Raw genomic sequence first — 13,055 nt, forward strand, 5'->3', positions numbered from 1 at the left:
TCATTTTGAAAAAGAAAGAAAAAATGATCATTGAGGCTGGCATGAAATTATTTGCCAGCAAAGGCTATAACACAACGTCTGTTCAGGAAATTGCAGATGAATGCCACATGTCAAAGGGTGCTTTTTATCTTTATTTTAAATCAAAGGAAGCACTGCTCATTTCGATCCTTCATTACTATTACGATAAGGTATTTACCCGGATTCATGAGGTTCAAACAGAGGGCGGCACACCAAAAGAAGCCTACCGCAAACAGCTCACTGTCTATTACGATAATATTTTGCAGCAAAAGGATTTTATTAAAATGCAGCTGAGCGACAGGGCGCTTCCATTGAATGAAGAAACGCAGCAGCTCGCAAAGCAAATTAGGATTGCAACCATCCAGCTTCACATCGATAACATTAAACAAGTGTATGGAGATGCTGCTATTCCTTATATGGCTGATTTATGTTTGACGATTGAGGGCATGAGCCACGTTTATTTCGAGCTTGCAATTTTATATGATTTTCAGCTAGAAGCAGAAGAGCTTGCCACAACCATGATTCATCGTATCGATGATTTGATGGGCGGTATGATGAAGCGAAATGATCTTCCTCTCATTTCTGTAGATCAAGCGAGCGATTGGTTTGGTCCAATTTATGAACGGTCATTCGATCCGCTCACAGAATCTCTTTTAAAGGAATTAAGAGAGATGGCTGAAGCACACTATGAAGTGAAAGACGAGCCTGAATTATTTGAAGCGCTTGGCATCCTGGAAAATGAATTAAACAAACAAAAACCAAGACAAGTCATCGTGAAAGGCATGCTGTACCAATTGAAATTATACGCACCGCTTCAAACCAACTCCGAATCTCTTTTGCGTATTTTGAAAGAGGATCATTTGTAAAACCCAGGGGATGCCCTGGGTTTATTGTTGTGATAAAAAATCAAAATCCTTATGTGTCAGTTCAGGAAGTTTGCTGGCTTGAACTCTATTTAGTAAGTCATCTACATATCTTTTAACAGCAAGCATGTCACAAGGAAAATCAAATTCAAATTCTTCCTCTATCGACAGTGTGTCCATACAATACGAACAGGTTGGTTTAAAGCCAAGCATATCGTTATTGAAACTTAGAACATCTTCATACGACTCTTCTGACAGCTCAAAATGAGAGATCAAAAATATATCAATATGATTCCCACCCTCGGGCCGTCTTTGATCAATATATAACAAAAAAGCTGACTCCTCCGTATCTTGGGACATTACTTGAAAGAATTCAACATCACGTGTCCGCAACCATCTAATAAACCTTGTCTTTAATGTTCTCACAACTATTCACCTCAAATATCTTCCCACATAAAAACCAGGGGCAGCTGCCCCTGGTTTCTTATTTTGCTTTTGGTGTCACCATTTCTTCTGGTTTCACAAATTGCTCGAACTGCTCTTCTGTTAACAGCTCTAATTGAAGTGCTGCTTCTTTTAGTGTTAATCCTTCTTTGTGAGCAAGCTTCGCAATTTTTGCTGCATTTTCATATCCGATGTGCGGGTTAAGTGCCGTCACAAGCATCAATGAATTGTTCAAGTTTTTCTCAATCGTTTCAAGGTTTGGTTCGATTCCAACTGCACACTTGTCATGGAATGAGTTCATGCCGTCAGCAAGTAGTTCAACTGATTGCAGGAAGTTATAAATGATGACTGGCTTAAATACGTTCAGCTCAAAGTTTCCTTGGCTTGCCGCAAAACCGATTGTGGCATCATTCCCCATGATTTGTGCTGCAATCATGGTTAAAGCTTCACTTTGGGTTGGGTTGACTTTTCCTGGCATAATGGAGCTTCCCGGCTCATTTTCAGGAATGATCAATTCACCAATTCCGCAGCGAGGACCACTTGCAAGCCATCTCACATCATTGGCAATTTTCATTAAATCAGCTGCAAGTGCTTTTAAGGCACCGTGTGCATACGTAATTTCATCATGGCTTGTCAGCGCATGGAATTTGTTTGGTGAAGAATTGAATGTTTGACCTGTCAGCTGGCTGATTTCCTCAGCAACATATTGACCGAACTCAGGATGTGCGTTAATGCCTGTACCAACAGCCGTTCCGCCAATGGCTAATTCTCTCATTTTTTCAGTTGATTCTAGAATCATTTCTTTTGAACGGTCCAGCATATATACCCAGCCGCTAATCTCTTGACCAACTGTCAGCGGTGTTGCATCCTGCAAGTGCGTACGGCCGATTTTCACAATCTCTTGATACGCTTTTGCTTTCTCATCAAGAGTTGTTCTTAACTGGTCAATTGCAGGCAGCAATTTTTTGTACACAGCTAAAACAGCTGCCACGTGCATAGCCGTTGGGAATGTATCATTTGAGCTTTGGCTGCGGTTAACGTCATCATTCGGGTGAATGCTGAACTCGCTATTTTTATCTTTCAAGTAAGCAGTTGCTCTGTTTGCAACGACTTCGTTCATGTTCATGTTACTTTGTGTTCCACTGCCTGTCTGCCAAACAACAAGCGGGAAATGCTCGTCATACTTTCCGCTGATGATATCATCACATACAGCAGCAATTGCTTCTGCTTTTTCGCTTTCAAGGTTGCCAAGACGTTCGTTCGCAATCGCTGTGCTACGTTTCAAAATTGCAAACGCATTCACAACTTCCTTTGGCATTTTCTCAGAACCGATTTTGAAATTTTCTTTGCTTCGTTGTGTTTGTGCACCCCAGAACTTGTCCTTCGGCACTTTGATTTCGCCCATTGTGTCTTTTTCGATTCTAAATTCCGTCATTATGTATCCCTCCATAGCTTCTCATCACTCAACTCTATTCTATACAAAAAACGAAAATCCTTTAAGCGTTTTCAATTAAAATTTTATCTTTATTTTAATTTTAGTTCAATATAAACGCGAACATCCTTCGAATATTTGTATTTTGGGTTCGTTTTTCCGTAATCCTTTGATGTATATGTCACCTCATAATGCTTGTCAAACGACTGTAGAATACGGTCAATCTCCTCTTTTGTTCCTGCTAAACGAATCTGTGCCATCTTATTTCCTCCAAAACCCTCATTCTTTCTTTTACCACAAAATAATGTAACACAGAATATTGTTTTTTCAAGCAGGTAATGCTAAGAAAAAGATTTGAGGCGGGTGATCCGAATGAATCAAACTCCATTAAAAGAGCACTTATACGATAATCTCTCCGTCATCCTTCCACAATTAAAGGAAATGGACGATTTGGTCCATGAGAAAAAAACGCTGCCTCACGGACAGGTTGTTTACTATTTATACATAAAAGAAATGAACGAAACGATGGAGATTCAAACCTTTTTAAAGCTACTTCTCCAAGATCATACGTCTCTCACAAAAGAGAAGCTGGAATCCAATTTATCGATGATGACCACCCGTTCGGTGAAGACCTCTGAGGAATTGGTCGCTGCGATATTTGATGGGCATTGCGTGGTACTGATTAATGGATTTCAGCATGCGTATATTTTAGAAACGCATGGAACTCAGAAACGCAGTATAGGGGATGCTACCTCTGAAACAGTTGTGAGAGGACCGAAAATTGGCTTTATTGAAGATTTAGATACGAACTTAGCTCTTGTAAGACAGCGCTTGAAAAACCCCGATCTCAAAACGGTTGACATGAAGATTGGACAAAAGAAATACACCCAAGTGACCATCATGTACATAGATGGTATCGCTCAATCGTCTGTTTTAAAAGAAGTGAAAAAACGACTGAAGCAAGTCACCATTGATGATATACAAGACTCTGGGGTTCTTGAGGAACTGATTGAGGACAATGTGTACTCTCCTTTTCCGCAAATCCAAAACACAGAACGGCCGGATAAAGTGGCATCCGCTTTAAATAATGGACGTGTCGCCATTTTTGTCGATCATTCACCTTTTGTGTTAATTGTACCAGCTTCTCTTGCGACGATTATGCAATCACCTGATGATTATTATGAAAGGTGGATCGCTGCCTCTCTCATTCGGATGCTGCGGTTTACCTCTATCTTTCTGACATTATTTTTATCAGCCATTTATATTGCGCTTGTGTCCTTCCATCAAGGGCTTTTACCTACACCTCTGGCTATTTCGATCTCAAGTACTAGAGAAAATGTCCCCTTTCCGCCTATTGTGGAGGCACTCATCATGGAGATTACGATTGAACTGCTGCGAGAAGCTGGTTTAAGGCTGCCAAATCCGCTCGGTCAAACGATTGGACTTGTAGGCGGAGTTGTCATCGGACAGGCGGCGGTTCAGGCCCATATTGTGAGCTCAATCATGGTGATTATCGTTAGTGTGATGGCCCTTGCATCATTCACTGTCCCGCAATATGGGATGGGGATGTCGTTCCGAGTGCTCCGGTTTGTGTCCATGTTTACAGCAGCTACCTTTGGTTTATATGGGATTGTGCTGTTCATGCTCGTTCTCCTTACTCATTTAACACGGCAAAAAAGTTTTGGTACACCTTATTTCTCACCAGATTTTGTGTTCAGCTATAAAAACAAAGACAATTCCATCATTCGATTGCCTTTAAAAAATCAAAAGAAAGGAGAACGATATGGTCAATCATAAAGAGTCGATCACAAGCTATCAGGCAAGTGCCATAATTGCCAATACAACATTAGGTGCAAGTATGATGATTCTGCCACGAGCAATGGCTCAGGCTGCAACTACACCTGACGGCTGGATTGCACTCTTACTCATGAGCGTCATTTACATTGTATTTATTTTTGCGAATGTCCTTATGATGAAAAAAGTCCCCTTCTCCTCTTACTATGATTATACGAACGAGGGGCTTGGCAAGTGGATCGGTGCCCTTGCTAACCTGCTCATTATTATTTATTTTCTCGGCGTTGCCAGCTATGAAGTACGGGCTATGTCGGAAATGGTGAAGTTCTTTTTGCTTCAAAACACACCTGTAGCGGTGACCATGATCAGCTTTATTTTGGTTGGTCTTTATCTTGTAGTCGGCGGGATTGGTGATTTTGCCAGACTGTGCCCTTTTTTTCTCATTGTCACCCTGATTATCTTATTTATTGCTTACGGACTCAGTGTTCAAGAGTTTAAGTTAGATAACCTCCGGCCTGTTTTAGGAGAGGGCTTCTCCCCTGTCTTCAAATCCCTTAACGCATCAGCCATTTCGTTTGTCGGCATTGAAATGATGCTGTTTATGCCTGTCTATATGAACACGCAAAAACACACCTTTGCTTATGGCGCAGTCGGCTTTTTGATTCCTGCGATCATCTATATTTTCACCTATATTCTTGTCGTTGGTGCGTTCACCGTGAAAGAAACTGCGACGTTGACTTGGCCGACGATTGCTTTATTTCAATCATTTGATATACAAGGAATTTTTATTGAACGGATTGAATCCTTTTTGCTTATCGTTTGGCTTGTTCAGCTTTATACGAGCTTTGTAGGATATACGTTTTTTGCTGCAATGGGGGTATCTAAACTAACAAAATTACCAAAAAAGATCGTGCTCGCGTTGATGGGAATTGTTATCTACTTTGCCGCCGTTTTCCCAAAGGATGTTGATACAGTGCGTGATTATTTAACCTATGTGAACCATTTATTTTTCCTTTTATTCGGCATCCTCCCGTTTCTCTTATTTATCATCGTGTTTTTTAAAAGGAGGCGGAAAGCAGCATGAAAAAAAAGGCGGCCTTTGCATTAATGGCCCTTGTTCTATTAAGTGGATGCTGGGATAGTACCAATATTGAGGAGCTCAACATGGCGATTGGTTATGGCTTAGATAAAGGAGATGACGGTCATAAGCTTAAAATATCTATGCAAGTCCTTGTTCCTCAAAAAATTGAGCAAGAATCCAGCGTAAAAGACCCAACAAAGATTATTGAAACTAGTGGTGATTCCGTACATCAAATATTCCGAACAACGACGCTCAAAAGTCACCGTATTTTTGCCCAGCAGCTGAGGGTGTATTTATTTTCTGAGGAGCTCATCAATGAGAATAATTTCGACCTCGTCATTAATCAATTCATTCGCGACAATGAAACGAGGAGAGGAAGCCTCGTCTTTATGACCTCTGAAAAGCCTGGGGACTTGCTGAAAATCAATGACGATGGACAGCCAGCTTCTTCTACATTATATGATATTTCTGGGAATACAAAATTGACCATACGTATGCTCAAGCCTGTTTCATTAGGAGATATTTCTTCTGCTATGCAAAACAACGTATCTTTCGCTGTTCCGAAAGTCGGTGTGGATCAAGGGAAATTAATACTCGACGGAGCCTCTATTATAAAGAATAGACGATTTCTCACCAACATCTCTCCGTTAGCAGTGCAGTCATACAACCTGTTGACCGGAGAAGGAAAAGGCGGAGTCATTGAATTTGAATATAATCACAGCATCTATTCGTTTGAGATTTTTAAACTGAAACACAACATTGAAACGAATAAAACAGCCAGCGGAAAATATCAGTTTAATGTGTCAGTGGAGCTTGATGGAAGATTATCTGAGGATTGGAATGAGCGGGGAAATGCATTTAATGAAAAGTATCTTCAAGAGATTGAAGGTGTAGTGGAGCGTCGATTAGAGAAAAACGTAAAAGATTTCATTGGGGAATTACAACATGAGATCAAAGCAGATATTTGCGGGTTTTCTCAAAAAGCGAGTATTGCGTATCCAAAGGACTTTCGAAAAGAAGCGAAGCATTGGGATGAGATTTTTAGTGAATCGGACATTCGTTACAAGGCAAATGTGAAAATCCGTGACTTCGGGACTAAGGGCGCAACACAATCTTTATAGAGTATGTTAAAATGGTAAGAAAAAAAGGGTGTCAATCATGAAACGAGCTTTACTTTCGGCCGGCATTCTATTTTTGATTCTAGGGATACTTCTGTTAATCGTTGTATTCATGCAATCAAAAGAAGATTTCTTCATTGAAGCCGACAGCTTTTCAAGCACATTTTTGATCGTGGTTTATTATGGACAAACCCCTGCGCTCCTTCTGTTGGGAGGCGGATTATTCGTCGGACTTTCACAGATCATTGATTTGCAGGAAAAAAAAGCGGCAGCAGCAAAGGAGAGCGTAAAGCTTTTATCCGAAATGAAGAAAACCCTGGAAGAAAAATCGGCCAAGGAGCAGGAGGCTTTTCCAGTTCCTGAGCTCCATCAACTATCCGAACGTCCGATCACAGGACAGAAGGACTAATTTTACGCATGTTCTAGCAGCTTTCACATGAAAGCTGTTTTTTTATTGAATCAGCTTATGACGGTGCGCATACACAGCCGCTTGCGTTCGATCTTCCACATCAAGTTTGGAAAGAATGTTGGTAATATGGGTCTTCACCGTTTTAATTGTAATATATAATTCCTCGGCAATGACCTTATTCGATTTCCCATCCGCAATCAGCTTCAAGATCTCCATTTCTCTTGCTGTTAATGAATCGTGAAGGATGGACCCATTTGATGAATGACGGAGTTTATTCATGACCTTTCCAGCCACTTTTGATTCAAGTCTTGGTTCGCCGATACTTGCAGATCTGATGGCATCAGCAATTTCTCCTGCCTTGGATGTTTTTAATAAATAGCTTAAAGCACCCGCTTCAATCACCGGATAGACTTTATCATCGTCAATAAAGCTCGTCAGAACGATGATTCTAGCATCTTCAATTTCTTGACAAATTCTTTTCGTTGCTTCGATGCCATCCATCCCTTCCATGACAAGATCCATTAAAATCACATCTGGCTTTAACTCAACGGCTAGCTCTACACCTTTTTGTCCATCTGACGCTTCACCAATGACTTCAATATCAGACTGCGCCTCTAAAAAGGCCGCAAGCCCCATTCTCACCATTTCATGATCGTCGATTAAAAGCACTCGAATCATCGAACGTTCTCTCCTTTTCCTTCATCAAAAATGGGAACCTTCACATCAATTTGTGTGCCTTTTCCCTCAAATGACATAATCTCTGCGACACCGCCTACTTCACTTGTTCTCTCTCGAATCGATTCAAGTCCGTAGGAGGCTGTCTTCACATGATCTGTTTGAAAGCCGATACCATTATCAATAATCTTTAGCTGCACTTGCCGGTTTCTTATGAGCAGGCGCACAGTTACCTTTGTCGCCTTTGCATGCCTAAATACATTAGACAGGGCTTCTTGCACAATTCGGAAGAGGTGGTCCTCTACTCCTTTAGATAACGGAACATCATCTTCGATTTCCCAATCAATATCAATCGGCTGCTTTGCTTGGAATTCATTTAGCAGCTCAATTAAGCCTTTTTTCAGGTCTTTTCCTTCTAGCGTGATCGGTCTTAGGTGAAGCAGAAGAGCACGCATCTCATTTTGTGCATCACCAGCCATTCGTTCGACAAGCTGCATTTGCTTTAATATCTTTTCGTCCTTTTCCTTCATGCCTTCAAGAATAGCTGAAGTCATCATCGAAATCGCAAATAACTGCTGACTGACTGCATCATGGAGCTCTCGTGCAAGCCGCTGGCGCTCTTCTGAGACGACCGATTTCTTCATTTGAACCTGCCATTCAGCCCGTTCATTAGAGAGCTTTTGCAAAGAGGCTACTTGCCCTTCGACCCGCTTCGCCATTTCATTTAATTGATCGGCGGCTAAGCCAATTTCATCGTCGCCAAGAGACGGCAGTCTGTATGCAAAGTTTCCATTTTCAAATTTCAAAATCGACTCTACAAGCTGATCAAGGCGTTTCTTATGCTGATAGCCAAATACACTCCCGGCAGAAATCCCAATCGCAAGACTAACGATGAGTAAAATACAAAAAAACGGTATCCCAAACCAGCGGGTAGAAAGCAGGATCATCGGATCAAGCTGATAATAAAAAAACATCGGCAGTGTCGTCATCGTCACAACACCGAGCGAGATGCCGACGCCAAGACGAACAGATTGCCACTGGAGACCTAAATGCAATTTCCTCATAAATATCTCACATCCACATCTCCGATCAGCAGAGAGATGGAGATTTTCACTTTTCTTTTGCTCTCATCGTAATCGTTGGTCATCACGTACACTTTACTGCCGAACCCGCTTCTTTTTTCATCTATGATTTTCATATCACCAATCGCGGCGGAAGCACTCACACATACTTCAATATCCTGCGGTACGTAAATATCCACATCTCCGATCAGCCCGCTAATCACGATCGTACTCTCTTCTTCTGCGATGATCGCCTTTGATAAATCGATTTTAACATCGCCAATAAAACCTGAAATGGTCAAATCACTTAATTGAAACGGCTTTTTCATCAGCCTGACTTCACCAATAAAAAAGTCATGCTCTTTGCGCGGCTTTGTCTGGCTTTTTGTTTTCTTCTGATCGCTCTTTTTTTCAAGATTGACTTTCAGTGAAGGCTTCCCGTCTTCTGATGTTTCCTTTTTATCGACATCAAAAACAGGTTTATTTTTCAATAAGCGATAGCCGGCATAAATCAAAAAGGCCGCAAATAGGTAACCTGTTAAACTAAATGTAATATTGAGCAGAAATTTTAAGAAGAGAAAGCCGGCAAAAATATAGGAAACTGAACCGAGCCAACGTTTGGATCGTGAGTGCAGCCAATAACCCGCCAGCGCAAAAAACACAGGCCAAAACAAATCTGCTCCGATCCCAATAATTTTGAGAAATAAATTAATACCAAATATCACGACAATGATGCCTAAAATTTGATTCCTTGTAAAACGCAGTTGACTCGCCTCCTTCCTTTCTTTCATTCATTACCGCAGCTTGAGGTTACCACTTGTCATTTCAATATCGACTAAATGTGTCCCTTTTCCCCGCGTACCTGTAAAGCCTCGACCTTCACTATCCACTTGATCAAAGTCATACGAGTGATCGACGCTTCCACTTGTTTTTTTCACCTGAACGTTGAAATCTCCGTCATCTGGCAAATTAAATTTCGCGCTCCCTGATGTCATATGAAAGGAGACAGGTGACTCAATTGTATCAAAACTTGCTGTCAATCGGCCGCTTGTCATGCCCAATTGCAGCTCGCCTTTGACATCATTAATATCAGCACGCCCTGAAGTTGCCCCAATATCACTATCCTTCGCATCAATGTGCGACACTGCCAGTCTGCCAGAGGTTGCTTTGATTTCTACATTTTTTGCTGAGAAATTCTCGGCTGTGAGGTTTCCGCTCGTTGATTTGAGTATCACATCTTGAAGGGACAGCTTTCCTTCTCCGTCAATCTCACTGACGCCGCTTCCACCCGTAATCTTCACATTTTTATGATAATCTGTTGGAATTTTAACTAAAAGCTCTCCTTTTTCAAATTGAGTAAAAAACAAGAAGCTTTTATTTTCAGCACGAATTTTGAACGTACCGCCTGTTTGCTCCGCATACATTTTCCCTTTTCCATTGACAGCAGTCACGGAAATATCGGAACGATTTTCAGGTTTTACCTTCACGCGAAACCCAGAAAGAGAAATATCTAATTGATCAATCTCCTCTTTTTTCGCTGAAGCTGTTGTCACTGGTTTTTCACGGGAAAAACTTAAATGAAAGAGATTTTCATTTTTGAAAAGCATGCCAATCATTAAAAAGATACCTACCAGTATACAAATTAGACCGATTAATCGCTTCATTCATACCATCCCTTTATCTTCTGACCTTTTCATTATAAGGAAAAGCGAAACAGAAAGAAATCAAATATCGGAAGAAAAAGCCTGCTTTTCTTCCGATGTGATCTCTATACGTTTGCTTGCTGTTGTTCAGGCTTTTTCTCGAGCTTGAGCTTCTGCCATTCTTTTTCAACCTCATCGGCATAATCTAAATGAGCATATGCCCCTTGATCTGCAAATTGTGCATAGCTGCCTGCTTTTGTTTCCATTTCTTCAATACGGTTCTCCATTCGGAGAAACTCTTTATATGCACTTTCACTGTCTACTTTATTGATGGAATCATTCATATGCTGCTTTGCCTGTGCGGCATTGGCTCTTGCAATCAGTGCCTGCTTCTTGTCTTTTATATCACGCAGCTTCGTTTCTAAGTGCTGCAATTGCTCTTTCAGCTCTTTCAATTGTTTCACAGATTGCTGGTAGGCTTCCTGATATTCGTTGTGCTTTTCTTCAAAATACTTCATTTCTGTGAGCGCTTTTCGTGCAAGCTCCTCTTCTCCCGCATGATATGCCAGTTCGGCCTGTTTCTTTCGCTTTTCAGCAAATGCTTCCGTCTCTTCTGCTTTTCGCAGGAAGCCTTGCTGAATCGTTTGCTGTTTGATGATGGCATGTTTCGCTTTCGCAACATCATCCTCCATATCACGAACGTATTGATTCAGCATGACACGCGGATTCTCCAATTTATCTAAACCTTCATTGACAGTTGCAACAAACATATCTCTTACTCTTCTTAATACCATTTGATATTCCTCCCTTTATTTTTTCTTTAAAAAGTCTTCCCATTCTTGATCAAAAGACGTATGAATCGGTTCTTCCGTATTAGGTGCCGTGTTTGGCTCCATATATGCTCTGCTTGATGAGTTTTTGGTAGATTCACCATTGATCATCGACCAGCCAAAATAAAGAAGTACCCCTGCAAATGCGATGCCGAGTATAAACGGCAGAAATTGCACGACGATTAGTACACCAATGACTGCTAGAATGATCCCTAAGGTTTTACTGCCTTTTTCGTATTTTTTAACACCTACATAGATGAGGCCTGCCCCAATTAAAACCGGGATCAGTCCACCAAATGAACCACCAAAGAAGATGGATAAACCGACAAACAATAAAATTGAACCGATAATGGTTTTACTTGTTATTTTCATCTTCATGCCTCCTTTCTTGCTCCTTGCTTTAACTATAGTCAAAAAAGAAAGCCGGCAAAACGTGTCACAGATTGATCTTTGATTGCGACTAGAGTCGTAACAATGCTCAGACTGAGCGGCAGAACCTAATAAAAAAGCACTCTTCTATTTGAAGAGTGCTTTCCTTATTTAGAACGAAACACGTCGGCACTTCGTTCATATTCAACATCAGCTTCACCAAGCCGATGATTCACGATTCGGGCGGCTGCAAATAAATAGTCGGAGAGACGGTTTACGTATGTGAGTGCAACGGCTGGAATCTCCTCCTGTTTCGCAAGCGTCACAATATGCCGCTCTGCTCTTCTGACGACTGTCCGCGCTACATGTAAGAGAGCAGCGCCTTCCTGACCGCCCGGTAAAATAAACTTGGTGAGCGGCGCGGCCTCTTCAACATAGACATCCATTCTTTGCTCAAGAATTGTCACAGAGGCTTCTGTTAATTTGCCTTCCTTACGTGGTGTCACTGCTGCCAAATCACCGCCGCAGTCAAACAGCTCATGCTGAATAACGATCAGCTCTGACAAAAGATCCTGAAACAATTCGCCATGCTGCCGTAACTTTGCATGTGCAAGTCCAATGAAGCTATTCGCCTCATCTAACGTACCATATGCCTCTACTCTCACATCATCTTTATCGGCTCTTCCGCCGATCAAGCCTGTTTGGCCCTGATCCCCGGTTTTCGTATAAAGTTTCAACGGTTTTCCCTCTTTTCTACTACTTTGTCTTTTTAGTATAACCCGAACTGAAGAAGATGCAGTTGTTTTACTAAATCATGATGAATGAATGTCATCAATGAAACAGAAAAGTGAACCATTTGTTAAATTAAGATATTAAATAATAGGATAGATAGTCCATTATGAAGGCAAACCATCCTTTTTATTTCATTATAAAATAGTGATTGAAGATATAGTTTATAATGTAAAACATGATTAAGACAAAATGAAGGAGGATGGTATGAGTAAATTTAGTTTATTTAACAAGTTTTTGGTACAAGAAGGCGAAAAAGAAAAAATGGTTGATATTCTGTTAGAAGCAGCAGAATCAATGAAGAATTTGGATGAATGTGACATATATCTTGTGAATATTTCCGAGAATGAACCAAGTTCTGTTTATGTTTATGAAGTGTGGGCAAATGAAGATGCCCATCAAGCGTCTCTAGGTCTCGAAGCTACCCAAACATTAATAAGCCGTGCAAAACCAATCATGACTGGTATGGAAAGAATCAGCACTTTAATAACAAAAGGCGGAAAGGGCATTTCATCTAATAAGAATTAAA

At 41.0% G+C, this 13,055-nt stretch carries 16 protein-coding genes; 6 read left to right on the forward strand and 10 right to left on the reverse strand.

Annotation, left to right across the window (positions count from 1 at the left end; all coding sequences use genetic code 11):
* Nucleotides 1–5 precede the first annotated feature (5 nt).
* Nucleotides 6–884, forward strand: coding sequence for a TetR/AcrR family transcriptional regulator (locus BAE31_RS07355; protein ID WP_076839982.1), 879 nt, complete (start codon nucleotides 6–8; stop codon nucleotides 882–884).
* 21 nt (nucleotides 885–905) lie between these two features.
* Here the strand turns inward: BAE31_RS07355 and BAE31_RS07360 are convergent, their stop codons facing one another.
* The 3 genes from BAE31_RS07360 to BAE31_RS07370 form a co-directional block, all read right to left on the reverse strand.
* Nucleotides 906–1,211, reverse strand: coding sequence for a hypothetical protein (locus BAE31_RS07360; RefSeq protein ID WP_229137085.1), 306 nt, complete (start codon nucleotides 1,209–1,211; stop codon nucleotides 906–908).
* A 154-nt stretch (nucleotides 1,212–1,365) separates the two neighbouring features.
* Nucleotides 1,366–2,760 (reverse strand): class II fumarate hydratase, encoded by a 1,395-nt coding sequence (gene fumC / locus BAE31_RS07365; RefSeq protein ID WP_024423418.1) that lies wholly within the window; start codon nucleotides 2,758–2,760, stop codon nucleotides 1,366–1,368.
* Between the two features lie 89 nt (nucleotides 2,761–2,849).
* Nucleotides 2,850–3,017, reverse strand: coding sequence for a YvzF family protein (locus tag BAE31_RS07370; RefSeq protein WP_003213147.1), 168 nt, complete (start codon nucleotides 3,015–3,017; stop codon nucleotides 2,850–2,852).
* 112 nt (nucleotides 3,018–3,129) lie between these two features.
* Between BAE31_RS07370 and BAE31_RS07375 the strand changes: the two genes are divergently transcribed.
* The 4 genes from BAE31_RS07375 to BAE31_RS07390 are packed head-to-tail and all read left to right on the forward strand — an operon-like array spanning nucleotide 3,130 to nucleotide 7,159.
* Nucleotides 3,130–4,554 carry a spore germination protein gene (locus BAE31_RS07375; RefSeq protein ID WP_076839985.1) on the forward strand — a complete coding sequence of 475 codons (1,425 nt, stop codon included), beginning with the start codon at nucleotides 3,130–3,132 and terminating at the stop codon, nucleotides 4,552–4,554.
* Nucleotides 4,541–5,635: a GerAB/ArcD/ProY family transporter gene (locus BAE31_RS07380; RefSeq protein WP_076839987.1), complete on the forward strand. Its 1,095-nt coding sequence runs from the start codon at nucleotides 4,541–4,543 to the stop codon at nucleotides 5,633–5,635. Before BAE31_RS07375 ends, BAE31_RS07380 begins: the two co-directional genes overlap by 14 nt.
* Entirely contained in the window at nucleotides 5,632–6,753 is a 1,122-nt protein-coding gene (locus tag BAE31_RS07385; protein WP_076839989.1) for a Ger(x)C family spore germination protein, read from the forward strand. The genes BAE31_RS07380 and BAE31_RS07385 overlap by 4 nt, the downstream gene beginning before the upstream one ends.
* Before the next feature lie 37 nt (nucleotides 6,754–6,790).
* Nucleotides 6,791–7,159: a hypothetical protein gene (locus tag BAE31_RS07390; protein WP_039181321.1), complete on the forward strand. Its 369-nt coding sequence runs from the start codon at nucleotides 6,791–6,793 to the stop codon at nucleotides 7,157–7,159.
* Nucleotides 7,160–7,201: 42 nt separating this feature from the next.
* Here BAE31_RS07390 and liaR read toward each other — a convergent pair whose 3' ends face one another.
* The 7 genes from liaR to BAE31_RS07425 form a co-directional block, all read right to left on the reverse strand.
* Nucleotides 7,202–7,837, reverse strand: coding sequence for a two-component system response regulator LiaR (gene liaR / locus BAE31_RS07395; protein ID WP_076839991.1), 636 nt, complete (start codon nucleotides 7,835–7,837; stop codon nucleotides 7,202–7,204).
* Nucleotides 7,834–8,898, reverse strand: coding sequence for a two-component system sensor histidine kinase LiaS (gene liaS / locus BAE31_RS07400; RefSeq protein WP_024426016.1), 1,065 nt, complete (start codon nucleotides 8,896–8,898; stop codon nucleotides 7,834–7,836). Before liaS ends, liaR begins: the two co-directional genes overlap by 4 nt.
* Nucleotides 8,895–9,686 (reverse strand): cell wall-active antibiotics response protein LiaF, encoded by a 792-nt coding sequence (gene liaF, locus BAE31_RS07405; RefSeq protein ID WP_169510657.1) that lies wholly within the window; start codon nucleotides 9,684–9,686, stop codon nucleotides 8,895–8,897. The genes liaS and liaF overlap by 4 nt, the downstream gene beginning before the upstream one ends.
* A 3-nt stretch (nucleotides 9,687–9,689) precedes the next feature.
* Nucleotides 9,690–10,559 carry a LiaG family protein gene (gene liaG / locus BAE31_RS07410; RefSeq protein ID WP_041107741.1) on the reverse strand — a complete coding sequence of 290 codons (870 nt, stop codon included), beginning with the start codon at nucleotides 10,557–10,559 and terminating at the stop codon, nucleotides 9,690–9,692.
* Between the two features lie 104 nt (nucleotides 10,560–10,663).
* Nucleotides 10,664–11,332 carry a stress responsive protein LiaH gene (gene liaH / locus BAE31_RS07415; protein ID WP_024423427.1) on the reverse strand — a complete coding sequence of 223 codons (669 nt, stop codon included), beginning with the start codon at nucleotides 11,330–11,332 and terminating at the stop codon, nucleotides 10,664–10,666.
* 15 nt (nucleotides 11,333–11,347) lie between these two features.
* Nucleotides 11,348–11,740: a hypothetical protein gene (locus BAE31_RS07420; RefSeq protein ID WP_076839992.1), complete on the reverse strand. Its 393-nt coding sequence runs from the start codon at nucleotides 11,738–11,740 to the stop codon at nucleotides 11,348–11,350.
* 164 nt (nucleotides 11,741–11,904) lie between these two features.
* Entirely contained in the window at nucleotides 11,905–12,474 is a 570-nt protein-coding gene (locus BAE31_RS07425; protein ID WP_076839994.1) for a cob(I)yrinic acid a,c-diamide adenosyltransferase, read from the reverse strand.
* A 259-nt stretch (nucleotides 12,475–12,733) separates the two neighbouring features.
* On the opposite strand from BAE31_RS07425, the gene BAE31_RS07430 reads away from it, so the two are divergent.
* Nucleotides 12,734–13,054: a putative quinol monooxygenase gene (locus tag BAE31_RS07430; protein ID WP_076839995.1), complete on the forward strand. Its 321-nt coding sequence runs from the start codon at nucleotides 12,734–12,736 to the stop codon at nucleotides 13,052–13,054.
* Nucleotide 13,055: the final 1 nt, after the last annotated feature.

Source organism: Bacillus sp. I-2 (assembly GCF_001974945.1).
Classification (GTDB): domain Bacteria; phylum Bacillota; class Bacilli; order Bacillales; family Bacillaceae; genus Bacillus; species Bacillus safensis.